The following is a 22,045-nucleotide window of genomic DNA, read 5'->3' on the forward strand; positions in this document are numbered from 1 at the left end:
ATATAAGCAGACATGCTCAAAAGTGATATGGCTATAAGTACAGGTTGCACAATTTCGTGAAATACTACTTAGGGCTGCGCTTTGCCAATATTCGCTGCAAGGTTCTGCGGTGCATATGCAGGCGCCGCGCAGTTTCACTGACATTGCGGTCGCATTGTTCATAGACGCGCTGGATATGTTCCCAGCGCACGCGATCCGCGGACATCGGGGATTCGGGCGGCGGTGGCAACATTTCTGAATCGCTGGACAGAAGGGCGCGCGTCACCTCTTCGGCATCCGCGGGTTTCGAAAGATAGTCGGTCGCACCCATTTTGACGGCGGCGACTGCCGTGGCAATGGCGCCATATCCGGTCAGCACGATAATGCGGGCATCGGCGCGTGCTTCGCGCAGGGCATCGACCACATCCAGCCCATTGCCATCCTCAAGCCGCAGATCGACCACCGCATAGGCCGGAGGCTTATCCGCGACGATTGCTTTTGCATCTGCAATAGACGAGGCGCGCGTGACGCTGAAGCCGCGCTTTTCCATGGCTCGGGCCAGGCGGTTCAGAAAGATTTCGTCGTCATCAACCAGAAGAAGGCTGGCATCGGGTCCGATATTCCGGCTTTCGGCCATGGTCAGTTACCCCTGAAAAAATACCCGGTGGCTTCTAGGCGGAAATGACCCTCGGGTCAAACCGACTCGATTTGCCGCAGTTCACACTGCATTGATTGCCCGCCCGTCCCTGCGTATCAATCGGTGATTTCCGATCAAGGAGGGAACAGGTGCTTATTGGCCTCGTTTCGCGGCGCTTCGACCTGCTGCCCGGCCAGCCCGGTCCCGAGCCGATCCGACTGAGAACGCTGATCCTGCTGCGCTGGGTGGCCATCTGCGGCCAGACCGTCGCCGTGGGCGTGGCGCTTCTGATCGGCGCGCATCTGAGCCTGGGTCCGGTGATGGTGGTGCTGGGTCTGGCGATGATCCTCAACCTTGCGATGATGCTGCGGCCCGACAGGCGCATCTCGGCGCTGGAGGCCGCTTGGCAGCTGGGATTCGACCTTGCCCAGATCGCGGCGCTGCTGTCGCTGACCGGCGGGCTGTCCAATCCCTTCGCGCTGCTGCTGCTGGCCCCGGTGACGGTGGCGGCAACGGCGCTGCCCGGACGGCAACTGATGGCACTGGGGATCGCCACCTTCATCATGGTCTCGATGACGGCGTGGTTCGCGCGGCCAATGACGTTCTCGGATAACGGTATTGCGGTGCTCAGCGATCCGCTGCTCGTGGGAAGCTGGTTTGCCATCATCATCGGCGCGCTGTTCTTTGCGCTTTATGCCCGGACCGTCACCGCCGAGATCACCGCGACATCGGACGCGCTGTTTGCCGCGCGCATGGCGCTGGAACGCGAGCAGCGGCTGCAACATCTGGGCGGCGTCGTCGCCGCTGCCGCGCATGAGATGGGCACACCGCTGGCGACGATCAAACTGGTCAGTTCCGAGTTGGCCGATGAGATCGGCGAGGCCCTGCCCGACCGCGATGATCTGGCCGAGGATATGGAGTTGTTGCGCCAATCCGCCGACCGCTGCGGGGCGATCCTGCGCTCGATGGGCAGTGCCGGGCGCGACGATCTGCTGATCCGCAGCGCGCCCTTGCGGCAGGTTCTGGAAGAGGCCGCAGGCCCGCATCGCGACCGTGGTATCCGCATCCGCATCGAGATCACCGGCGATCACCCCAGTATCCAGCGCGATGCCGCGTTGATCCACGGCCTGCGCAACCTGATCCAGAACGCGGTCGATTTCGCCTCGGTCGAGGTGCTGATTGAGGCCAAGGCAGACCGGCGTGAAATCAGGCTGCGTATCGCCGATGACGGTCCGGGCTTTCCCTTGGCGATCCTGCCGCGTCTGGGCAGCCCTTTCCTGACCACCCGCCCCCGCTCCGAGGACGGGCGCAGCTATGAGGGCATGGGGCTAGGCCTGTTCATCGCCAAGACCCTGCTGGAGCGGTCCGGGGCGGCGGTGCGCTTTGGCAACCGCCAACGCGGCGCGCAGGTGACGGTCACTTGGCCGCGTGAAGTGATCGAGGCCAAGAATGATCGAGGGGCCTTGGGACAGAATCCGCATATTTCCGAATAGCGTTAACTCTTCGTTTATTTTTCTCGTTATAGTTGTGAATGTTTGTAGCTATGCCGGGGCGGACCGATGCTTGCGCAATTCCCGATCGCTTTCGCGGCGGCTCTGGCCGCCGTTGTGCTGTTTCGGCTGCTTGCGGTCGGAACCAAAAGGCGGCGGCCAGAGCAGGCTCGGCTGGAACGGGATGTGGAGCCGATCGTCTTTCTGTTCCGCGATCGGGTGCTGGTCGATGCGACATCGCCCGCACGGCTGCTGCTGTCGGTCATGCCGGGGGATAGCGACTGGCAACGCGTCATGGGCTGGCTCGCTTCTCGTCTGCCGCAGGAAACGGGGCTTGACCGCGAAGCCCGCCCGCCTCGGTTGGAGTTGACGGGGGATAACGGGTTTCGCCTGCTGGCCGAGGATCTCGGGTCCGGGCATCTGCGCCTGACGCTGGCCGATCCGACCGCAGCGAATGCCGGAATCGTGGTGGATTCGCTGTCCTTTGCCGCGATGGAGCATGAATTGCAGATCCTGCGCAGCACTATCGATCATTCGCCGATGCTGGCTTGGCGGCAGGATGGGCAGGGGCATGTGACATGGGCCAATTCCGCTTATCTGCAGATGGTCGAAGAGGTTTCGGACGGTGAAACCCAATGGCCGCTGCCACGGCTGATCGACCTGCCCGCCGCGACCTTACCGGCACAGGGCACGGTCCAGGTAGCGCGCCGGATGCAGGTTCGAAACGATCAGCACGGTCGCTGGTATGATTGTCATATCCATGACGTCGCCGATCAGACCGTCGCCATGGCCCTGCCCGCCGATGCCGCCGTCCGGGCCGAGCGCAGCCTGCGCGAATTTGTCCAGACCCTGACCAAGACCTTTGCCGATCTGCCCATCGGGCTTGCGATCTTTGACCGTGACCGGAAGCTGCAGTTATTCAACCCAGCGTTGATCGACCTGACCGGACTGGCGACGGGATTCCTGACCGCGCGACCTACCCTCTTTGCCTTTCTCGACCGTCTGCGCGAGGCGCGGATGGTCCCCGAGCCCAAGGATTATCGCAGCTGGCGTGAACAGATGAACTCGCTAGAGGCGGCGGCCTCCTCGGGACGGCATGTCGAGACATGGTCGCTGCCCGGTGGCCAGACCTATCGCGTCACTGGCCGCCCGCATCCCGATGGCGCGATTGCCTTCCTTCTTGAAGACATCACCTCAGAGATTTCGCTGACCCGCAAGTTCCGGGCCGATCTCTCGCTGGGTGCGGATGTGCTGGATGCGCTCGACGATGCCATCGCCGTTTTTGCGGTGAACGGAGAGCTGATCCTGTCAAACCGCCGCTATGCGACGATCTGGAACACGCCGCCCCGCGGCACGCTTGAGGACCAGTTCGCCCATTGGACTGCTGCCTGCGGCGACAGTCCGGGTTTGGCGGCGTTGCGGCAGGCCTTTGCGCAACCCGCCTCTGATCCGGCTCGCAACGGGGCAATTGCCGGACCGACGGGCGGGCTTCTGTCATGGAGCCTGCGGTCGCTTTCGGGCGGCCGCACCCTTTTGCGCTTTCAGGCGATGGTCGATCTGGCATCGGTCGATCATCCGGTTCGACAGCAAACAGGTCAGGGAAGCGCCGACCTGCCGGGCGATTCGCCCGAACAATCTGTCGCGCAGCAAGCTTAAGCCGCGCAGGGCTTGCCCGTCGCGATCAGCTGTAGTTCCCTGACGCCAAATGATCGACGGGACGGGAATGCAGGACTTGGGTAAATACGACCGGATCGGGGACCGGAATGTGCTGTTCGTGATGGCGGCGCAGGCTGAATACGGTCCTGAGCTGCAGCAGCGGATCACGCCCCTGATGACCGGGGTCGGACCGGTCGAGGCCGGTGTCGTTCTGGCCTCGGTTCTGGCAGGGCTACGGGCACAGGGCGGGCTGCCGGATCTGGTCGTGTCGCTGGGCTCGGCCGGGTCGCGCCTGTTGGCGCAGGCAGAGGTCTATCAGGTTGCCGCGGTCGAATATCGCGACATGGATGCCTCGGCCCTTGGCTTTGCCAAGGGGGTGACACCGTTTCTGGACCTGCCGGCGCGGATCGAAATGCCTTGTCCCTTGCCGGGTCTGCCCAAGGCCAGCCTGGCGACGGGAGGCAGCATTGTCAGCGGTCCGGGATATGACGGCATTGCCGCCGAGATGGTCGATATGGAGACATTCGCCATTCTGCGGGCGTGTCAGCGTTTCGGCCTGCCACTGATCGGCCTTCGCGGCATTTCCGATGGTGCGGAGGAGCTTTCCCATCTGAAGGACTGGACGCAATATCTGCATGTGATCGACGAAAAACTGGCTGATGCCGTCGATCTGCTGGCCATCGAGCTGGAAAGCGGCAGGTTGGACGATCTGATCCGCCGCGACTGATACTCCGCAACGGGTTTCGACACGAAAAAGGGCGCCCCGACGGGCGCCCCTGAAATCGATCAAAGCAGGCCTCAGCCTTTTTTCAGGCAGCGATTGCCCAGCAGTTCGGCGATCTGAACGGCGTTCAGGGCCGCGCCCTTGCGCAGGTTGTCCGAGACGCACCACAGGTTCAGGCCGTTCTCAACCGTCACGTCCTGACGGATGCGCGACACGAAAGTGGCGAAATCGCCGACGCATTCGACCGGGGTCGTGTAGCCGCCCGGCTCACGCTTGTCGATGACCAGCACGCCCGGTGCCTCGCGCAGGATGTCGCGTGCCTCGTCCTCGTCCAGGAAGTCCTCGAACTCGATGTTCACGGATTCCGAGTGGCCGACAAAGACCGGGACGCGCACGCAGGTCGCGGTGACCTTGATCGACGGGTCCATGATCTTTTTCGTCTCGGCCGCCATCTTCCATTCTTCCTTGGTGTCGCCACTGTCCAGGAAGACGTCGATTTGCGGGATCACGTTGAAGGCGATCTGTTTCTGGAACTTCTTGGGGGCCACTTCCTGACCGGGGACATACATGCCCTTGGTCTGGTTCCACAGCTCGTCCATGCCGTCCTTGCCCGCGCCGGAAACCGACTGGTAGGTCGAGACGACGACGCGCTTGATGCGGGCGCGGTCATGCAGCGGCTTGAGTGCCACCACCATCTGCGCGGTCGAGCAGTTGGGGTTCGCGATGATCATCTTGTTGCGGTATTCCTCGACCGCATCCGGGTTCACTTCCGGCACGACCAGCGGGATCGCCGGGTCATAGCGGTAGAGGGACGAGTTATCGATGACCACGCAGCCCTGCGAGGCGGCGATCGGCGCATAGGTCTTGGTGGCTTCCGAGCCGATCGCGAACAGCGCGATGTCGTAGCCAGTGAAATCGAAACCCTCGATGTCCTTGCATTTAAGTGTCTTGTCGCCAAAGCTGACCTCAGTGCCAATGCTCCGGCGCGAAGCCAGAGCAACAACCTCATCGGCAGGGAACTCGCGCTCGGCGAGAATGTTCAGCATTTCACGGCCCACGTTCCCCGTGGCGCCGGCGACAACGACCTTGTAGCCCATCTGGGGGTCTCCTCATGTAAAGACGCTGCGATATAGGTCACGCAGCGGAAAAAAGGAAGCGGTTTCCGTGGGCTAATCAGCGAATATGACGGATACGTTTGTCATTTTTTAGCAGATTTGCCACAAAATCCGCCTCTTTGACGAAATCATGTGGCACTTTGCCAGCGGTACGATTGCCGGAAAGCGACAGCGAGGCAAAGAAATCAAAGCCATAAAGGCTTAGCGAGGCCATGTCCGACCGCGCGATCAGGTCGATCATCATTGCCCCCGTGGTCGGCGGCGCACCCAGCCGGGCCTTCAGCGCCGCGAAATCGTCCAGCGGATGCAGGTAGAAGCCGGGGCTGGTCGCGGTTCGCCAATCCAGCCGCTTGCGCTTGTGCGACATCCACAGGATGCGGCCCGGCGCGATGCGGGTACGGTCTGCGGTCCCTAGCCGCACCGCCAGTGCCAGCCAGTCGGTGCGCGTGCCATGGCTTGTGGGGCTTGTCATGGGCGCAAGATTGATCCGCACCACCCGGTCGGCGGCGTCGATCGCCGCGCCGTGGTGGCTTTCGGCCAGCGCGCGGGCATTGCCGATCAGGGCGACATGCTTGCCGCTCAGGTCCGCCAGCAACGCCGGTTGGGGTACGGAAAGCGGCTGCAAGGCGGTCTCGTCCCGCAGAGTCCGCGCCACCAGAAAGCCCAGCCGGTTCACGCCAGCAGCTTTCGATAGACCTCGACAATGGCGCGGGCCTCGCCCTCGATGGCGTGGTTGGCCTGCACATGGGCGCGGGCTGCCTGCCCCGCCGCCGACCGCGCCGCGTCGTCGTCCAGCCAATGCGCCAAGGCTTCGGTCAGGGCATCGGCGTCGTCGCGGGGGACAAGGCTGCCGGTTTCGCCGTCGCGGATCAGGGTCTCGAAGGCGCCGACGCGGGCACCGACGCTGGGCACGCCGCAGGCCATGGCTTCGAGCGGGGTCAGGCCGAATCCCTCCCAGCGGGCGGGCGCGGCGAACAGGTCGATGGCCTGATAGTTCTGGACCACCTGCTCCCACGGGACCTCGCCAAGAAAGCGGATACGGTCGGACAGGCCTGCGGCCTTGATCCGGGCCAGCAGATCGTCGGTGAACTTCTGGTTATCGGCGGTGACGCGGCCGGTGAAGATCAGCTTTGCGCGCGGACGCGACGGGAACAGGCGCAAGGCTGCCTCAACCAGCAGGTCCACGCCCTTTTGCGCGCGGATGCGGCCGAAGCAGCCGATGACGATGTCACCCGGGGCGAAACCCAGCTGTGCCCGCAACGCCTCGCGGTCGGGCGAGGGGTGAAAGATGCTCAGATCGACGCCATGCAGGATCACCGTCGCCGGGCGTTCCAGATAGCTGGCGGCCTGCGGCGAGGTCGCGATCAGCGCATCCTGCTGGCGGATCAGCCAACGGGTGAAGCCGGTATGGGCGCGCTGCGCCGCCGAGGTGAACAGCAGCCGATAGCGCCGCCGCAGGACGTGGCGCAGGATCAGCCCCAGCGCCATTTCGGTATTGCGGCGTGCATGCCAGACCCGCCATCGGTCGCGCGGCAGGGTGGCGGCGCGGGTCAGCGGGATATGCGGCAGCTCGGGCGGCAGACCCGGCCCGGTGGTGACGATGCCGATCATCCTGGACTGAACCGGGATCAGCCGGACCACGGTCGCGGTCACGCCGGACAAGCGGCGCTTCAGATTGGGGGCGACAACGTCAATATCCTGCATGGCGATCCTCGGGACTGAACAGATAGAAAACCAATCCGATCGCCAGAGGTATCAGGAAGAACAGGAAAATGTAACCGTATGCCGCCGCCGGTGGATGCGCCCCGGATGCGGCCAGATAGACCGGGCGCGACAGGAACTGCATGACCCCCACCCCCGAGATCGAGATCATGTTGAGGAAGGTGATGCCCCGCCCCACCAGATGCTGTGGGATGAAGACGCGGCCATGCGACATGATCAGCGAATATGAACTGTCCGAGATGCAGACCATGACCAACAGCATTGCCGAAAGCGGCAGGCTTGCCCCCGGAGCCAGCGCCAGCGTCCCTAGGACCAGGCACAGCAGCAGGGTGTTGGCGATCGAGGTCCGCTTGTCCGAACCAAAGATGCGCACGATCCGGCCCACGGCCAGATTCGCCGTGACCATGGCAAGGCCCATGCCCAGCGTCACCCAGCCGATCAGCCGGTCGCTGGCACCAAAGACCTGCGCCAGATAGGGCCCGGCCCACAGCCCGCGGATACAGGCCGAGGCGGCATAGGTGACGCCCAGAAGCGGCAGGATCAGACGCAGCTCGCGCACTGCCAGCAAGTCGCGCAGTCGGGCGGGGGCCAGCTTGCCCTCGGGGTGGGCGGGATTTTTGACGCAGGCAAAGACCGTTAGTGCGACGGCCAGCGTGACGACGGCCAGCGCGACCAGCGTTTCGCGCCAGCCCAGCTGGCCGACGGTCCAGACCAGCGGCGCCGCGCCCAGCATATTGCCCAGCGATCCAAGGCCCACAACGGCCCCGCCCGCCGCGCTCATTGAGGCAGGGGGAAGGATGCGGGCAAAAATGTAGAAGCTGCCCATCATCACCGGCGCACAGCCGATCCCCAGCAGCGCCATGGCGACATGGATATGCCAGGGCGCAGTTGCCAAGGCAAAGACCAGCGCCCCACCTGCCCCGCCAAAGCCCAGCAGCGCGGCCACGGTCTCGCGCGGGCCGAAACGGTCCAGCGCCCAGCCGACCGGCAGCTGCACCGCGGCGAAGGCGATATACCAAAGCCCTGATGACAGCGCGAGATCCTCGGGACCCGCCCCCAGCTCGGCCTGCAGCCGGGGCGCCAGCACGGCCAGAAACGCGCGGTAGAACTGGCTGAGCGTATAGCCCAGCACAAGGGACAGAAGTCCCGGCGACATGATCCAGCGCATGGCGGCAATCAGGCCGTTGCAAGCCGGGCGGGAGCCTCTCGCACGGGCAGGTGGATCAGCGCGCTGAACGCTCCGACACCGACGCCGACCCACCAGACCAGCGTGTAATCGCCATAGGCGTCATACATCCGCCCGCCCAGCCAGACCCCAAGGAATGAGCCCAGCTGGTGGCTGAGAAAGACGAAGCCGTAAAGCGTGCCCATGTAGCGCAGCCCGTAGATATAGGCGACCAGCCCCGAGGTCAGCGGCACCGTCGCTAGCCACAGCGCCCCCATCACCAGCGAGAAGATGATGACGCTGGTGGGCGTGATCGGCATCAGGATAAAGGCCGCTGCCGCGATGGTGCGCAGGGTATAGATGCCCGCCAGCAGGTATTTGCGGCTGTAGCGGCTGCCCAGCCAGCCCGCAAAGATCGCGCCGCCGATATTGGCCATCCCGATCACCGAAATCGCCACCGCCCCCAGCGCCGATGTCGTGGTGATGCCAAGGCTGGCCAGCGTCCCGCCCGGTGCGATGGCGCTGCACATCTCGGTGATCATCGCCGGGAAATGCGCAGTGATGAAGGCCAGCTGATAGCCGCAGGAAAAGAACCCGGCAAAGATCATCAGATAGGACGGGTCGGTGAAGGCGCGCTTCAACACGGTTCCCATGCTTTCCTCAAGCTCGTGACGCGAGGCGGGCTTGCTGTCGCCCAGCATTGGCAGAAAGAACAGACAGGCCAGTACGGTGACGCCGAAGATCACGAAGACCGTCTGCCACGGGTAAAAGGCCAGCAGCCCCTCGGCCAAGGGCGCGCCAAAGACCTGACCAGCGGAACCTGCGGCGGTGGCGATGCCCAGCGAAAGGCTGCGGTTTTCATCGCTGGAGGCACGACCGATGACCGCAAGGATGACCCCGAATCCGGTTCCGGCGATGCCAAAGCCGACCATCACCTCAAGCATCTGCATGGTCGCCGGGTCCGTCGCCTGCGAGGACAGGATCAGCCCCGCCGAATACAGGAACGCGCCGATGATGATCGACCAGCGGTCGCCGAAACGTTCCCCCAGCGCGCCAAAAATCGGTTGGCCGATGCCCCAGGCAAGGTTCTGGATGGCGATGGCCAGACTGAACTCGGCCCGTGGCCAACCAAACTCCTGCGCGATTGGGATCTGAAAGACGCCGAAGCTCGCGCGCAGGGCGAAGTTGATCAGCAGGATAAGCGAGCCGCCGATCAGGACCGGCGTGAACAGCGAGGCGCGGGGGGCGTTGGGCATGGCCGGTTCCTTGTATGGCAGACGCAATTCCTGCGCCCGACCGGGGGCAAGGTCAATGCCTGACGGCACCCCTAAGCCGCGTCGCGGCCCCCTGCCCGGCCAGCCGTCCCGAGGCCAGACAGCCGGTCAGCAGATAACCTCCGGTGGGCGCTTCCCAGTCCAGCATTTCGCCCGCGGCAAAGACGCCGGGCAGGCCGCTCAGTTCCAGTTCGTCGGTAAGGCTCTCGGCCATGATTCCCCCGGCCGAGGATATCGCTCGCTCCAGCCCCATTGCGCCGTCATGGCGCATCGGCAGGGTCTTGGCCAATTCTGCCAGTGCCGCGGGATCAGAAGGCAGTGGCCGCCCCCATTCCATCAGCAGCGCTGCCCGCAGCGGATCGCCAAGCACACGCCGCAGCCGGTTGCCGACCGACAGCTTCGTAGGAGCTTGGGCAAATTTCCGGGCCAGTTCAGCGACCGTCACGTCCGGTGCCAGATCGACCTGCGCTGTCGCCCCATCACGGATGGCCGCGCAGACCTCATAGACGCCGCCGCCCTCGATCCCCTTGGCGGTCACCACCCATTCGCCCCGGCTGGAAAGTGTTCCGGCGGTCAGAGCGACGCCCTTGACCGCCTGCCCGAAATGCCGGTCCATTGCCGCCGACCAATTCACGTGAAACCCCATATTGGCCGGGCGGAAGGGCGCGATCTGCACGCCGCGTTCAGCCAGCCACGGGATCCATGCCGCGTCAGATCCCAGCCGCGGCCAGCTTGCCCCACCCAGACCCAGCACCACCGCTTGCGGGCGCAGCAGCCTGACGCCATCGGCGGTTTCAAAGCGCCAATCCTCGCCCTCGAACCCGGTCCAACGCCAGCGGGTCCGCATCTCGACGCCCAGTCCGGCCAACCGCGTCAGCCAAGCCCGCAACAGCGGCGATCCCTTCATTCCGATCGGAAACACCCGCCCGGTCGAGCCGGAAAACAGCTCAATCCCTAACCCCCGGGCCCAGCCCATGACCTCGGTCGGCCCGAATTCTTTCTTGCCTAAATATCCCGGGGTCTGGGGCAGAGCCCCAGAAAACCGCGCAGCAAAGGATTCGAGATCCTCGTCCTTGGTCAGGTTCAGCCCGGATTTCCCGGCCATCAGGAATTTCCGCGCCGGTGTGGGCATGGCCTCGGCGATGACCACCCCAATCCCCTGCCCGGCCAGCACCTCGGCGGCCATCAGGCCTGCGGGCCCGGCACCGATGATCAGCGCCTCGACCGCCTCAGGACCGCTCACCGGCTGCCCCGAGGCATCATGCACAGCCGCAGCAATGTCCGCTCCATCACCGCCATGGCCGGCGCCTTCGAGGCTGAGCGCAGCGTCAGATCGGTGTCGATCAGCTGATGGATGGCATCCTCAAGCGCACGCATGCCCCAGTCCTGTGCCTGCCGGATCATCCGGTCGCGGCGCGGGCCAAAGACAGGGGGGCGCAGCCGCCCGATTCCCGCCGCAGGTCCACTGGGGTCCGAGGATGCCGCATGCAGCGCCCGGAAATGACGCAGGGCGGCAATGCACAGCGTCACCGGCAGAATCCCCTGCCCTTCGATCCGCCGCATCAGCGCGCCGAATTCCTTGGCGCGGCGTTCGGCCACGCAATCGATCAGGTCGTCAACCTCGGCTTCGATGGTGGCCGGGGCCAGAAGCGCGATCTCGGAAGGGTTCAGCGGGCTGTCGTCACCCAGCTTGTACAGAGCGATCTTCTGCACCGTCTGGCGGAAATCGCCGGGGTCCAGCGCACGGCTGAGCGCCACCAGATCGCGCATCGCGTCGCGGGGCACGTCGGGCAGGCCGGCCTCGCGCAGCCAGCGGGTGATTTCTTCTTCTCCGGGGGGATCGTCATAGATCGGCGCGGTTACCGCCGAAGGATGAGGCTCGAACAGCTTGCGCAGGGCCGAGCCCTTGGACAGCCCGCCCGCCGCGACCACGATCGCGGCATCGCCCGTCTTCCATTCCGCGATCGCCGCCGCAATGGCGGGTGCCGAGGCATCGGGCGCGTCATCGACCAGCACAACCCGCGGACCGGGGAAAAAGCCCACTGCCTTGACCGCATCCAGCAATGCCGCCGGGTCCTTGCGCAGATCCGCGCCGGGCAGACGCGTCAGGCGCATTTCCTCTTCTGCGTGATCGCCCACCAGCGCCTTGACCGCCTCGGCCCGTTTCAGGGCGACGCGCATCGCGTCCTGACCATAGATCAGCAGCGCCGGGCGCGTCGGATCGGGCCGCGATAGGTAGCGGGCAATCTCGGCCCCTTTCAGGATCATTCGACCGTCGCGGGATCGATGGCCAGCAGCCGCGTCACCACCTGATCGGCCAGCAACCGTGCCAGCCGCTCATGCGCGTCCTGTTCCGCCGCCATGGTGGCGATGGTCGTGCCGGTGGTCGAATACGAGGTAAAGCTGCTGACCTGCCCCCGGCTGACCGCATGGCCCGTCTGGATATTGGTCAGCAGGTATTCAGCGCTGCCGTTCAGGGCATAGCGGGTGGTGATCTCGTCGGGCGTGATCGCCTGCGGCACGACCGCGATGCGCAGTTGCCACTTCAGCTCATAGGTGGCGGCGCTGTCCGGCCCCATCCGTTCGGCGATCCGACCGGCAAAGGTGAAATCGTCCGGGGTCTTGGGGTCGGCGGTGCGGACCTTGCCGAACAGCTTGCTGCCCGTGCCCCCCGGCCCATAGACCGGGGAAAAGCCGCAGGCGGCAAGCGCCAGCACGCTGACAAGCAGTCCGCGCCTAGACCACGACATTGACGATGCGCCCCGGCACGACGATCAGCTTTTTCGGTGCCGCGCCTTCCATGAAGCGCTGGACGGTCTCGTCGGCCAGAACGATGGCCTCGATCTGTTCCTTGGGCATGTCCTTGGGCACCTCGATTTCCGCCCGACGCTTGCCGTTGATCTGGATGGGCAGCACCACACTGTCCGAGACCAGCATCGCCGGGTCCGCCTTGGGCCAGGCGGCATCGACCACCATGCCCTGCCCGCCCGCTTTCGACCAGAGTTCTTCGGCAAGGTGCGGCACCATCGGCGCCAGCAGTTGCGCAAGGATGCGGATCGCGTCGCGGCGGCCCTCGCCCCCGGCCTTGGATTTGCCGATGGCATTGGCCAGTTCGTAAAGCTTGGCCACGGCCTTGTTGAAGGCAAAGCCCTCGATCGCCTTGGTCACGTCGGCGATGGCGCGATGGGCGGCGCGCGTCAGGTCGGCATCAGTCTCACCCTCGGGGATCTCGTCGGCCAGACGCCAGACGCGCGACAGGAACTTGTTCGAAGCCTCGGCCCCGGCGGCGGTCCATTCCACGTCACGTTCGGGCGGGCTGTCGGACAGCATGAACCAGCGCGCGGTATCAGCGCCGAAGCTTTCGACGATATTGACCGGGTCGACGACGTTCTTCTTGGATTTCGACATCTTGGCCGAGGGGATGATCTCGACCGCAGTCCCGTCCGCCAGCTTTCCGTCAGTGACGGATTCGGGCAGGTGATAGACCGGACGACCGCGCTCGTCGCGGGTCAGGTAGATCTCATGCGTGACCATGCCCTGCGTGAACAGCGCGTCGAAGGGCTCCTTGGCGCTTTCCGGCAGGTGGCCGGTCTTGACCATCGCGCGGGCGAAGAAGCGCGAATACAGCAGGTGCAGGATCGCGTGTTCGATGCCGCCGATATACTGGTCGATATTCATCCAGTAATCCGCGTCGGCGCGGCTGGTCGGCGTTTCGGCATGCGGCGCGGTGAAGCGCGCGTAATACCAGGACGAATCGACGAACGTGTCCATCGTGTCGGTTTCACGGCGTGCTGCCTTGCCGCAGACCGGGCAGGCGGTGTTGCGCCAAGTCGGGTGGCGGTCCAGCGGGTTGCCGGGCACGTCGAAGGTGACGTCCTGCGGCAGCAGCACCGGCAGGTTTTCCTTCTTCTCGGGGACCGTGCCGCAGTCATCGCAATGGACGACCGGGATCGGGCAGCCCCAATAGCGCTGCCGCGAGATGCCCCAGTCGCGCAGGCGGAACTTGGTGACCCCCTCGCCATAGCCCGCCGCTTCGGCGTGCTGGATGGCGGCATCGACCGCGGCTTCGCCAGTCTGATCGGCGGCACCCGAGAAGCCACGCACATAGGTCACGGCGTCCGATTTCAGCGGCACATAGGGGGCCTCGGCGATCAGCGCGTCGGCTTCCTCAAGCGTCGCGCCTTTCGGGCCGAAGGTCGCGCGGATCGGTAGACCGTATTTGGTGGCGAACTCATGGTCGCGTTCGTCATGGGCGGGCGAGCCGAAGATCGCGCCGGTGCCGTAATCCATCAACACGAAATTCGCGATCCAGATCGGCAATTCCCAAGTCGGATCAAGCGGATGACGCACGGTCAGCCCGGTGTCGAAGCCCAGCTTCGGCGCGGTTTCGATGGCTTCCTCGGTGGTGCCGATGCGGCGGCATTCGGCACAGAACTCGGCGATCTCGGGGCGGGTCTCGGCGAGCGCCTTGATCAGCGGGTGATCGGGCGACAGCGCGGCGAAGCTCGCGCCCATCAGCGTGTCGGGACGGGTCGTATAAACCTCGATCGCGTCGAAACCCTGCGGCGGGTTCACGATGTCAAAGCGGAATTGCAGCCCGCGCGACTTGCCGATCCAGTTCTGCTGCATCAGCCGGACCTTTTCAGGCCAGCCGTTCAGATTGTCCAAGGCGGACAGCAGCTCATCGGAATAATCCGAGATGCGGAAGAACCATTGCGTCAGCTCGCGCCGCTCAACCAGCGCGCCCGAGCGCCAGCCGCGACCGTCCTCGACCTGTTCGTTGGCCAGAACCGTCATGTCGACCGGGTCCCAGTTCACCATCGCCGATTTGCGATAGATCAGCCCGGCTTCCAGGAAGTCGAGGAACATCGATTGCTGCTGGTGGACGTAGGAATCGTCGCAGGTGGCGAATTCGCGGCTCCAGTCGATGGACAGGCCCAGCGGTTTCAGTTGCTCGCGCATGGTGGCGATATTGGCATAGGTCCAGTCGCGGGGGTGACCGCCCTGCTCCATCGCGGCGTTTTCCGCTGGCATGCCGAAGGCGTCCCAGCCCATCGGATGCAGCACGCTGAAGCCCTGCGCCCGTTTGAAGCGCGCGACCACGTCGCCCATCGTGTAGTTGCGCACATGCCCCATATGGATGCGCCCCGAGGGATAGGGGAACATCTCGAGGACGTAGTATTTGGGCCGCTCGTCCCGGATGGCGCGGAACGTGTCGGCCTGGTCCCACGCCTCTTGCCAGCGGGTTTCGCTGATTGCGGGATCATAGGGCATGGGAACCTCCGGGCGTCAGAATGCCCGCAGGGTATTATCCGTTGCCGCGCCGCAGGTCCAGCGGGGTCAGAGCTTGCCGTCGCGGACGCGCATCTGACGGGCGCGGGTCAGGATGGCGTCCTCGACCGCGCGAACGGTGTCGGGTGCCACGGCGCTACCGCCCGGACCCTGCAGCGAGACCTTCAATGCGCGGGCGTCCAGCGAGGGGTCGCTGACCTTGATCGTCGCGCGATAGCTGCGTCCGCCGCCGGGGGGCGTGCCATAGCCGGTGACGATCATGCCGGTGAAGGGATCGATCGACTGGATCGGCAGGAAGTTCAGCACTTCAAGGCTGGCGTTCCACAGATAGCGGTTCACCGCCACCGTGTCATTGGCGTTGCGCCGGTTCGAGAACAGGTCCCAAAGCGTCGATTCCCGCTCGGCCGGCTGGCTTTGGGCGGTATTGCTGCCCGAGCCGGAACATGCGGCAAGCCCCGCCGTAAGAAGCAAGGCGGCGGTCAGCCGTGCGGCGCATCTGGTCATCAGTCATCCCCCGATCGTCCTGAATGCGAGCCATAGCGCAAATCCGGGGCTAGCGACAAGATAGCGCTTCCCGCGTGGCCGAGTCGCCTTTGTCAGCGATTCCTGCGGTTGAGTGATAACGGCTTCCCAATGAGCGGGGCATGACCTGAAGGACTGGGGGTGAAAATCTGCGGATTGTGCGTGCTGCAGGCGCGAAACACCCACGATTGCAGGGGTTGCATAGCCGGTGTGGCGCTGATGCATCACAACACTTGCTAATCAGGAAGGGCCGGTCCGAATTCGTTGCAATACTAGGATGAAAGCGCGAGACAACTGCCATACCCCAAGTTGGCAAACAGCTGGGGCACACGAGAGAGACAAGAGGGAAAACCATGAAAAAGGTTCTTTTCGCCACCACCGCGCTGGTGATGACCGCTGGTGTCGCCGCCGCTGAGGTTGCGGTCACCGGTACCGGCCGGATGGGTGTGATCTATGACGGTAACGACGCTCAGTTCTCGAGCCGTATCCGTGCCATCTTCACCATGACCGGCGAGAGCGATGCTGGCCTGTCCTTCGGCGGCTCGATCCGTGCCGACAACTCGGCCAACGGCAATCAGGGCACCGCAGGCTCGGTCTATGTTTCGGGCACCTACGGCAAGCTCGAAATGGGCGACGTGGTCTCGGCTTCGGAAGCCGCGATCGGCGACCTGCCGGAAATCGGCTACACCCAAGGCGGCTTCGCTGGCGACCTGGAAGAGATCTCGTACCTGACCGGCGACGGTGCGAACCTGGATCAGGGCCCGAACATCCTGTACCAGTACACCATCAACAACATCTCGCTGTTTGCCTCGGCCTCGGATGGCAGCGACCGTAAGTGGTTCACCACCACCGGCGCCAACGACAACATCGAGTGCACCTACGATCCGGTTACCGGTGAGCTGGTCGACTGCGCGACTGTGTCGTCGGATGACACCGCTTGGTCGCTGGGCGCCAACTACGAAGCCGAAAACTTCACCGTTGGTCTGGGCTACGCCAAAGACGGCGACGCCAAAGAGGTCACTCTGGGCGGTAAAGCGACGTTCAACAACATCGCCGTTTCGGCCATCTACGCTGACTATAGCGATCGCGACTCGATCAGCTTCGGCGGCGACGACGCGACCGGCAACTTCGTTGACGACCTGACCCTGACCTCCGACAACTACCAGCTGAGCAAAACCTGGGGCCTGGGCCTCGAGTGGCAGCAAGACGCGATCCGCGTTGCTGGTTTCTACCGTCGTGACGAAGTCCGCACCACCGACATTGGCGATGCTGCTGGCCTCGACGACCGTGACTTCGACACCTTCGGTGTTGGCGCCGACTACGATCTGGGCGGCGGCGCCACCCTGTCGGGCGGTATCGTTGACAGCGACTGGCTGAACGACACCGTCGCGGACATGGGTGTTCGCTTCAAGTTCTGATCCTTCGGGATACGGAATTAAGAAAGAGCGGGCCTTGTGCCCGCTCTTTTGTTTTGGGATTCTCCCCATATGGGACTGGAACAGATCAAAAGCCGCGTTCACGCGGCCGAAACCGCCGCCGGACGTCCGCAGGGCACGGTCCGGCTGATTGCCGTCAGCAAGGTGCAGCCCGGCGACCGGGTCGAGGCGGTCTTGCAGGCCGGACATCGGGTCTTTGGCGAGAATTACGTGCAGGAAAGCGCCGGAAAGTGGCCCGCCTGGCGCGAGGCCTATCCGGGGGTCGAACTGCATATGATCGGCCCGCTTCAGACCAATAAGTTGAAGCTGGCACTGGAGCTTTTCGACGCGATCCACACGCTGGACCGACCTTCGCTGGCGCAGAAACTGGCACGGCAGGTACAGGCGCACGGGGCTTGCCCGCAGCTTTTCGTACAGGTCAATACCGGTGCCGAGCCGCAAAAGGCCGGGATTCTGCCCGACGACGCGGATGAGTTCATCGCCTCGTGCCGATCTTTGGACCTGCAGGTTGCTGGGCTGATGTGCATCCCGCCCGAGGATGAACCCTCGACCCCGCATTTCCGCCATCTGCGCGAGATCGCCGCGCGTAACGGGCTGACCGGCTTGTCGATGGGGATGAGCGCGGATTTCGAATCCGCTATCGCCGAGGGCGCGACGCATGTTCGCGTGGGCAGTGCCATTTTTGGCGCGCGCGACTACGGCTAAGGCCAACACCGGTTAACCCAGAATCGTCAAATCCCGTGCGCGAATCCCGTCACGGGATTAACCTTTCGTTCATAGTTTGACGATTGTTGTGGGTATTCAGATGTTCATCCTTGGCAGCCTTTTGGGGCTTCTGGTCATGGGGCTTGCCATTGACGGCACCGGCGCGTCGCGCGGTCCCAAGGACGACGGTGCCGAAAATCCAATCGATAGGCCTGATCCTGACGAACCCGAAGGGCTGGAGGTCGAGGGCAGTTCCGGCTCGGACTGGCTGGCCGGAGAGGATGGCGACGACCTGTTGGAAGGCGGGGCCGGGAATGACGATCTGCATGGTGATCTGGGTGATGACACGCTGCGCGGTGGCGACGGAACCGACTGGATCTACGGCGACGGCGACTATGGCATTGGTGGGGATGATCTGCTGGATGGCGGGTCAGGGGACGATCAACTGGCCGGGCAGGGCGGCGATGACACGCTGCTGGGGCGCGGGGGCAATGACACATTGTTCGGGGGTGAGGGCGATGACAGCCTGACCGTCGGGGCTGGGGACGATTGGCTCTCGGGCAATTCGGGCAATGACACGCTGGTTGCGGGTCGCGGGCTGGACGATCTGGATGGGGGCGACGGCAACGATCTGCTGATCGGTTCGCCTGAAGAGGACGCTGCGTGGTTGCATGGAGGTGAGGGTGATGACAGCTTGCAAGCCCATGCCGGAGATTTTGCGGAAGGTGGGGCAGGGCGCGATCTGTTTGTGCTGCAGGAACCGGGCCAGACCTCCCCGGTCATCGGGGATTACAATCCTGCCGAAGATATCATTGAACTGCGCTGGCACGGGGCCGAACAGCACGTGCCGACCGTCACGCTGGAACGGGGCGACGACGGCTCGGCCCTGATCCGCATCGATGGTCAGGCAGTGGGACGCGTGTTGAATGGCGAAGGGCTGGACCTGCGCGACATCGTGCTGACCCGCGCTCCGAATGCCTGAGGCACAAATTCCTTTTCTTTTGCAGGGATTTCGCCTATACGCCCGCATCCGGTCAGGCGAATCCTGCCGGAATTCTCCACGGGCCTGAGCTGGACGACATCCCGGCCTGTGCCATAACCCTTTGATCCGAAAAGGAGACCCCGATGTCGATCACCGTCGAGGAAAAGAACCGCGTGATGACCGAATTCGCGACCAAGAAAGGCGACACCGGTTCGCCCGAGGTTCAGGTTGCGATCCTGTCGTCGCGTATCGCGACCCTGACCGAGCACTTCAAGACCCACAAGAAAGACAACCACTCGCGTCGTGGTCTGCTGATGATGGTCGCACAGCGCCGCAAGCTGCTGGACTACCTGAAGCGCAAGGACGAAGCCCGCTACACCGACCTGATCGGCAAGCTGGGTCTGCGCCGCTGATCGTAGATCAGTCGCATTGATCGGCGCCCGTGGCGAAAGCTGCGGGCGTTTTTCTTTGCGCCGATGCTAGGTGCTAGCCCTACATGGCGCGTACTCCGGAATCCTGCCTTAAGGGTCAGGTTCCGCAGGTTGAAACCCGATATTTGGAATCGCCCATTTCTGGTAGGATCTGGGCGCGGATAGAGGGGCTGGATCCTCGTCAATGTTGATCGGCACTGCGGTTGCCGTCACGAAAGGATCACTAGATGAAATTCATGATCGTTGGGACCGCCATTCTGGCGGGTGCTGTCGCATTGCCTGTCATTGCGCAGACCAATCTGGAACTGGCGGCGAAAATCATCGGGAACGGCGTCGAGCCCGCCTCCGAGGTCCTGCCCGAATATGGCTATGACAATGTCAGGGGTCAGTATTGGTGGAACGCGGCTGAGAAAGACTGCGTCTATGCCTCGACCCCCGGCAGCGGGGCACCGCCGCTGGTCAGGGCAAGACCCACTGTCTGCGGCATGGCGATGCGGGCCATAGCGACGCCGGTCAAGGTGTGCAGGGTCGGCGCGGGCGCGGCGGCGGAAGGCTTTTGCGGCCGCTCGATGGCTGGGCGCTAAGATGCGGACCCGCGGCGTCGGTCGCGGGTTCCCAATGGCGAAGTTGCGCGGCGGCGGAACCGGAATGCGGTTGCCGGGTTAGGGCAAGATGCCCGCATCAGGCGACCGCTCTGTCCCGGTCCGGATCGGAACCTTGCGGCAGAAGCTTCTTTCACGCGTCATTTGTCTGCAGGAAAGGATTGCCAATTGCTGATCGCCCCCACCCGCCTCGCGCTTGTCCTTGTCATGTTTGCCAGCCCGGCGCTGGCGCATCCTCCGCCGGAACTGGAAGACTTTGTCGGGGCGCGTTCGGGGCAGGCTGAAGGTGGCCTGAACCAGCGCGGCTTCGCGAATGTCAAAGGCAGCTATTGGTGGAGCGCCGGCGAGGGGATCTGCGTGCATATGCCCGTCTCGCAGGGGCGCTTCAAATCCGTGGATATCGTGAAGCCGTCTGATTGCGGCATGCGGATGCGGCCCAAGACGGGTGCCGGGGCAGGCTGCCCGGTCGATGTCACCGAGGCCGACCGCTACAAGTATCCCGACTGCAACTGACTCGCCCAAAGGGTGATTCCCGAGCGCCTCCGGGCAGGTTTCCGGCCCGGAAGGCCGAAATCGGATTCGTCTAAAATCCGCGATTCTGGCTGATTTTCGGATTTTTTCGAGGGGGCTGATGGACGATCTGACCATTTGCCTGTTTTGCCCGCCCGGCCGGCCCGTTTTCGCTTTCGCGAATGCCGAAATCGTGAAAAAGGCGCGCCCTTGTTCAAAAAGGGGAAGCGCGCATGCAAATGGGAGTGTGGATCAGCCTATCGGCTTATTTCCTGCTGATGATTGCAATCGGTGTCTATGCCTGGCGCAAGTCGACATCGAATTCCGAAGAATACATCCTGGGTGGCCGCGATCTGGGGCCGTCGGTGACGGCACTGTCGGCCGGGGCGTCCGACATGAGCGGCTGGTTGCTGCTGGGTCTGCCCGGCGCGCTGTTCGTCGCGGGTCTGTCGCAGGCTTGGATCGGCGTTGGCCTTGTGCTGGGCGCATGGGCCAACTGGCTGATCGTCGCGCCGCGTCTGCGCGAGCAGACCGAATTCTATGACAGCCTGACCATTCCGGGCTTCCTCGGCAAGCGGTTCCCCAGCACCGAGCGCCTGCTGCGCATGGTTTCGGCCATCATCATCGTGGTGTTCTTTGCGGTCTACACCGCTTCGGGCCTTGTCGGCGGCGGCAAGCTGTTCGCCAGCGCCTTTGGCGGCGATTACATGGTCGGGATTTCGCTGACGCTGGGCATCGTGCTGGTCTATACGGTGATCGGGGGCTTCCTTGCGGTCAGCCTGACCGACTTCGTGCAGGGCTGCATCATGATGCTGGCGCTGGTCATCATGCCTATCGTCATCCTGACCTCGGACGGGTCGAGCGCTTCTGAGGCGGCCGCGCGGGTGACCGCGATCGATCCCGAGTTCTTCTCTCTGTCCAAGGGTGTGACGGCGATCGGCTGGATCTCGGCCATGGCCTGGGGTCTGGGCTATTTCGGGCAGCCGCATATCATCGTGCGCTTCATGGCGATCCGCAGCGTCAAGGACGTTCCGGCGGCGCGCCGGATCGGCATGTCGTGGATGATCGTGTCGCTTGCGGGTGCGCTGGCGGTCGGCGTCTTTGGTCGCGCCTATGCGCTGCGCACCGGGCTTGAGGTGGCTGACCCCGAGACCATCTTCATCCTGCTGTCGGACCTGCTGTTCCATCCGCTGGTGACCGGGTTCCTGTATGCGGCGCTGCTGGCTGCGATCATGTCCACCGTGTCGAGCCAGCTTCTGGTCGCGTCCTCGTCGCTGACCGAGGACATCTACCACGCGCTGATGAAGCGTGACGCATCCGAACGCGAGTTGGTCAATATCGGCCGTCTGGCCGTTCTGGCCGTAGGCGTCGTGGCGCTGATCATCGCTGCCGACCCCGAGTCAGAGGTGCTGGGTCTGGTCGCGAACGCATGGGCCGGTTTCGGCGCGGCCTTTGGTCCGCTGATCGTGCTGTCGCTGACCTGGAAACGGATGACCGGCGCGGGTGCCGTCGCGGGCCTGATCGTCGGTGCGGTGACCGTCATCGCATGGATCGCCATGGGGCTGAGCAGCACCATCTATGAGATCGTTCCGGGCTTCATCGCCTCGTTCCTTGCCATTGTCGCGGTCAGCATGGCGACCGCCGATCAGGGCGAATACCGCCATCAGAAACTGGCCTGAGCCGGTTTGACTTCGATAATAAGGCCCGCCCCCGAAACGGGGCGGGCCTTTGCGCATCCGGGTTGCCAACCTGCAAGACACTTTCCAAAACCCATGTTTTGCTGTATGCCCCGCGCATCTGTGA

21 protein-coding genes are annotated in these 22,045 nt (G+C 64.0%); 10 read left to right on the plus strand and 11 right to left on the minus strand.

Features of this window, described 5'->3' with window-relative positions; all coding sequences use genetic code 11:
* Positions 1-64: 64 nt before the first annotated feature.
* Positions 65-616 carry an ActR/PrrA/RegA family redox response regulator transcription factor gene (locus IB235_RS14940; protein ID WP_155039092.1) on the minus strand — a complete coding sequence of 184 codons (552 nt, stop codon included), beginning with the start codon at positions 614-616 and terminating at the stop codon, positions 65-67.
* Between the two features lie 149 nt (positions 617-765).
* On the opposite strand from IB235_RS14940, the gene IB235_RS14945 reads away from it, so the two are divergent.
* The 3 genes from IB235_RS14945 (at position 766) to IB235_RS14955 (ending at position 4,489) form a co-directional block, all read left to right on the plus strand.
* Positions 766-2,109 (plus strand): ActS/PrrB/RegB family redox-sensitive histidine kinase, encoded by a 1,344-nt coding sequence (locus IB235_RS14945; RefSeq protein ID WP_192337371.1) that lies wholly within the window; start codon positions 766-768, stop codon positions 2,107-2,109.
* A 66-nt stretch (positions 2,110-2,175) separates the two neighbouring features.
* A complete protein-coding gene (locus IB235_RS14950) occupies positions 2,176-3,762 on the plus strand; it encodes a PAS-domain containing protein (protein WP_192337372.1) in 1,587 nt (528 codons plus the stop codon).
* A gap of 67 nt (positions 3,763-3,829) precedes the next feature.
* On the plus strand, positions 3,830-4,489 hold the full coding sequence (locus tag IB235_RS14955; RefSeq protein ID WP_192337373.1) for a 5'-methylthioadenosine/S-adenosylhomocysteine nucleosidase: 660 nt from the start codon (positions 3,830-3,832) through the stop codon (positions 4,487-4,489).
* Between the two features lie 71 nt (positions 4,490-4,560).
* On the opposite strand, the gene IB235_RS14960 is transcribed toward IB235_RS14955, so the two are convergent.
* From IB235_RS14960 to IB235_RS15005, 10 genes are all read right to left on the minus strand, one after another.
* Positions 4,561-5,583 carry an aspartate-semialdehyde dehydrogenase gene (locus IB235_RS14960; RefSeq protein WP_192337374.1) on the minus strand — a complete coding sequence of 341 codons (1,023 nt, stop codon included), beginning with the start codon at positions 5,581-5,583 and terminating at the stop codon, positions 4,561-4,563.
* Positions 5,584-5,659: 76 nt separating this feature from the next.
* Entirely contained in the window at positions 5,660-6,277 is a 618-nt protein-coding gene (locus tag IB235_RS14965; RefSeq protein WP_192337375.1) for a glycosyltransferase family 29 protein, read from the minus strand.
* Positions 6,274-7,305, minus strand: a complete 1,032-nt coding sequence (locus IB235_RS14970; RefSeq protein ID WP_192337376.1) for a glycosyltransferase family 4 protein — start codon at positions 7,303-7,305, stop codon at positions 6,274-6,276. Before IB235_RS14970 ends, IB235_RS14965 begins: the two co-directional genes overlap by 4 nt.
* Complete coding sequence (locus IB235_RS14975) at positions 7,292-8,491, minus strand: MFS transporter (RefSeq protein WP_192337377.1); 1,200 nt, start codon at positions 8,489-8,491, stop codon at positions 7,292-7,294. Before IB235_RS14975 ends, IB235_RS14970 begins: the two co-directional genes overlap by 14 nt.
* Before the next feature lie 8 nt (positions 8,492-8,499).
* Complete coding sequence (locus IB235_RS14980; protein WP_155039086.1) at positions 8,500-9,744, minus strand: MFS transporter; 1,245 nt, start codon at positions 9,742-9,744, stop codon at positions 8,500-8,502.
* A 52-nt stretch (positions 9,745-9,796) separates the two neighbouring features.
* The gene (locus tag IB235_RS14985) at positions 9,797-11,005 is read right to left on the minus strand and encodes a TIGR03862 family flavoprotein (RefSeq protein ID WP_370576901.1); all 1,209 of its coding nucleotides are present in this window, start codon (positions 11,003-11,005) and stop codon (positions 9,797-9,799) included.
* Positions 11,002-12,030: a DNA polymerase III subunit delta gene (holA, locus tag IB235_RS14990; protein WP_192337379.1), complete on the minus strand. Its 1,029-nt coding sequence runs from the start codon at positions 12,028-12,030 to the stop codon at positions 11,002-11,004. The genes IB235_RS14985 and holA overlap by 4 nt, the downstream gene beginning before the upstream one ends.
* The gene (gene lptE / locus IB235_RS14995; RefSeq protein ID WP_155039084.1) at positions 12,027-12,512 is read right to left on the minus strand and encodes an LPS assembly lipoprotein LptE; all 486 of its coding nucleotides are present in this window, start codon (positions 12,510-12,512) and stop codon (positions 12,027-12,029) included. The genes holA and lptE overlap by 4 nt, the downstream gene beginning before the upstream one ends.
* Positions 12,499-15,036: a leucine--tRNA ligase gene (leuS, locus tag IB235_RS15000; protein WP_192337380.1), complete on the minus strand. Its 2,538-nt coding sequence runs from the start codon at positions 15,034-15,036 to the stop codon at positions 12,499-12,501. The genes lptE and leuS overlap by 14 nt, the downstream gene beginning before the upstream one ends.
* Positions 15,037-15,102: 66 nt before the next feature.
* Positions 15,103-15,558 (minus strand): DUF3576 domain-containing protein, encoded by a 456-nt coding sequence (locus IB235_RS15005; protein ID WP_155039082.1) that lies wholly within the window; start codon positions 15,556-15,558, stop codon positions 15,103-15,105.
* 371 nt (positions 15,559-15,929) lie between these two features.
* Here IB235_RS15005 and IB235_RS15010 point away from each other — a divergent pair, with 371 nt between their 5' ends.
* From IB235_RS15010 to putP, 7 genes are all read left to right on the plus strand, one after another.
* Positions 15,930-16,994: a porin gene (locus IB235_RS15010; protein ID WP_192337381.1), complete on the plus strand. Its 1,065-nt coding sequence runs from the start codon at positions 15,930-15,932 to the stop codon at positions 16,992-16,994.
* Positions 16,995-17,063: 69 nt separating this feature from the next.
* On the plus strand, positions 17,064-17,717 hold the full coding sequence (locus IB235_RS15015) for a YggS family pyridoxal phosphate-dependent enzyme (RefSeq protein ID WP_192337382.1): 654 nt from the start codon (positions 17,064-17,066) through the stop codon (positions 17,715-17,717).
* A 100-nt stretch (positions 17,718-17,817) separates the two neighbouring features.
* Entirely contained in the window at positions 17,818-18,699 is an 882-nt protein-coding gene (locus IB235_RS15020) for a calcium-binding protein (RefSeq protein WP_192337383.1), read from the plus strand.
* 143 nt (positions 18,700-18,842) lie between these two features.
* Positions 18,843-19,112 (plus strand): 30S ribosomal protein S15, encoded by a 270-nt coding sequence (rpsO, locus tag IB235_RS15025; RefSeq protein ID WP_155039078.1) that lies wholly within the window; start codon positions 18,843-18,845, stop codon positions 19,110-19,112.
* Positions 19,113-19,357: 245 nt separating this feature from the next.
* Entirely contained in the window at positions 19,358-19,714 is a 357-nt protein-coding gene (locus IB235_RS15030) for a hypothetical protein (RefSeq protein WP_192337384.1), read from the plus strand.
* Between the two features lie 186 nt (positions 19,715-19,900).
* On the plus strand, positions 19,901-20,245 hold the full coding sequence (locus tag IB235_RS15035; protein WP_155039076.1) for a hypothetical protein: 345 nt from the start codon (positions 19,901-19,903) through the stop codon (positions 20,243-20,245).
* 230 nt (positions 20,246-20,475) lie between these two features.
* A complete protein-coding gene (gene putP, locus IB235_RS15040) occupies positions 20,476-21,921 on the plus strand; it encodes a sodium/proline symporter PutP (protein ID WP_155039075.1) in 1,446 nt (481 codons plus the stop codon).
* Positions 21,922-22,045: the final 124 nt, after the last annotated feature.

This window comes from Paracoccus sp. PAR01 (assembly GCF_014851995.1).
GTDB lineage: Bacteria > Pseudomonadota > Alphaproteobacteria > Rhodobacterales > Rhodobacteraceae > Paracoccus > Paracoccus litorisediminis.

Bases quoted from the DNA above. Each gene is read 5' to 3' on its own strand.
- IB235_RS14955 (WP_192337373.1), top strand. From the start codon at position 3,830: ATGCAGGACTTGGGTAAATACGACCGGATCGGGGACCGGAATGTGCTG.
- lptE (WP_155039084.1), bottom strand. From the start codon at position 12,512: ATGTCGTGGTCTAGGCGCGGACTGCTTGTCAGCGTGCTGGCGCTTGCC.
- leuS (WP_192337380.1), bottom strand. From the start codon at position 15,036: ATGCCCTATGATCCCGCAATCAGCGAAACCCGCTGGCAAGAGGCGTGG.
- IB235_RS14970 (WP_192337376.1), bottom strand. From the start codon at position 7,305: ATGCAGGATATTGACGTTGTCGCCCCCAATCTGAAGCGCCGCTTGTCC.
- IB235_RS14950 (WP_192337372.1), top strand. From the start codon at position 2,176: ATGCTTGCGCAATTCCCGATCGCTTTCGCGGCGGCTCTGGCCGCCGTT.
- IB235_RS14960 (WP_192337374.1), bottom strand. From the start codon at position 5,583: ATGGGCTACAAGGTCGTTGTCGCCGGCGCCACGGGGAACGTGGGCCGT.
- IB235_RS15005 (WP_155039082.1), bottom strand. From the start codon at position 15,558: ATGACCAGATGCGCCGCACGGCTGACCGCCGCCTTGCTTCTTACGGCG.
- IB235_RS15015 (WP_192337382.1), top strand. From the start codon at position 17,064: ATGGGACTGGAACAGATCAAAAGCCGCGTTCACGCGGCCGAAACCGCC.
- IB235_RS15010 (WP_192337381.1), top strand. From the start codon at position 15,930: ATGAAAAAGGTTCTTTTCGCCACCACCGCGCTGGTGATGACCGCTGGT.
- IB235_RS14975 (WP_192337377.1), bottom strand. From the start codon at position 8,491: ATGCGCTGGATCATGTCGCCGGGACTTCTGTCCCTTGTGCTGGGCTAT.
- IB235_RS14980 (WP_155039086.1), bottom strand. From the start codon at position 9,744: ATGCCCAACGCCCCCCGCGCCTCGCTGTTCACGCCGGTCCTGATCGGC.
- putP (WP_155039075.1), top strand. From the start codon at position 20,476: ATGCAAATGGGAGTGTGGATCAGCCTATCGGCTTATTTCCTGCTGATG.
- IB235_RS15020 (WP_192337383.1), top strand. From the start codon at position 17,818: ATGTTCATCCTTGGCAGCCTTTTGGGGCTTCTGGTCATGGGGCTTGCC.
- rpsO (WP_155039078.1), top strand. From the start codon at position 18,843: ATGTCGATCACCGTCGAGGAAAAGAACCGCGTGATGACCGAATTCGCG.
- holA (WP_192337379.1), bottom strand. From the start codon at position 12,030: ATGATCCTGAAAGGGGCCGAGATTGCCCGCTACCTATCGCGGCCCGAT.
- IB235_RS14940 (WP_155039092.1), bottom strand. From the start codon at position 616: ATGGCCGAAAGCCGGAATATCGGACCCGATGCCAGCCTTCTTCTGGTT.
- IB235_RS15030 (WP_192337384.1), top strand. From the start codon at position 19,358: ATGAAATTCATGATCGTTGGGACCGCCATTCTGGCGGGTGCTGTCGCA.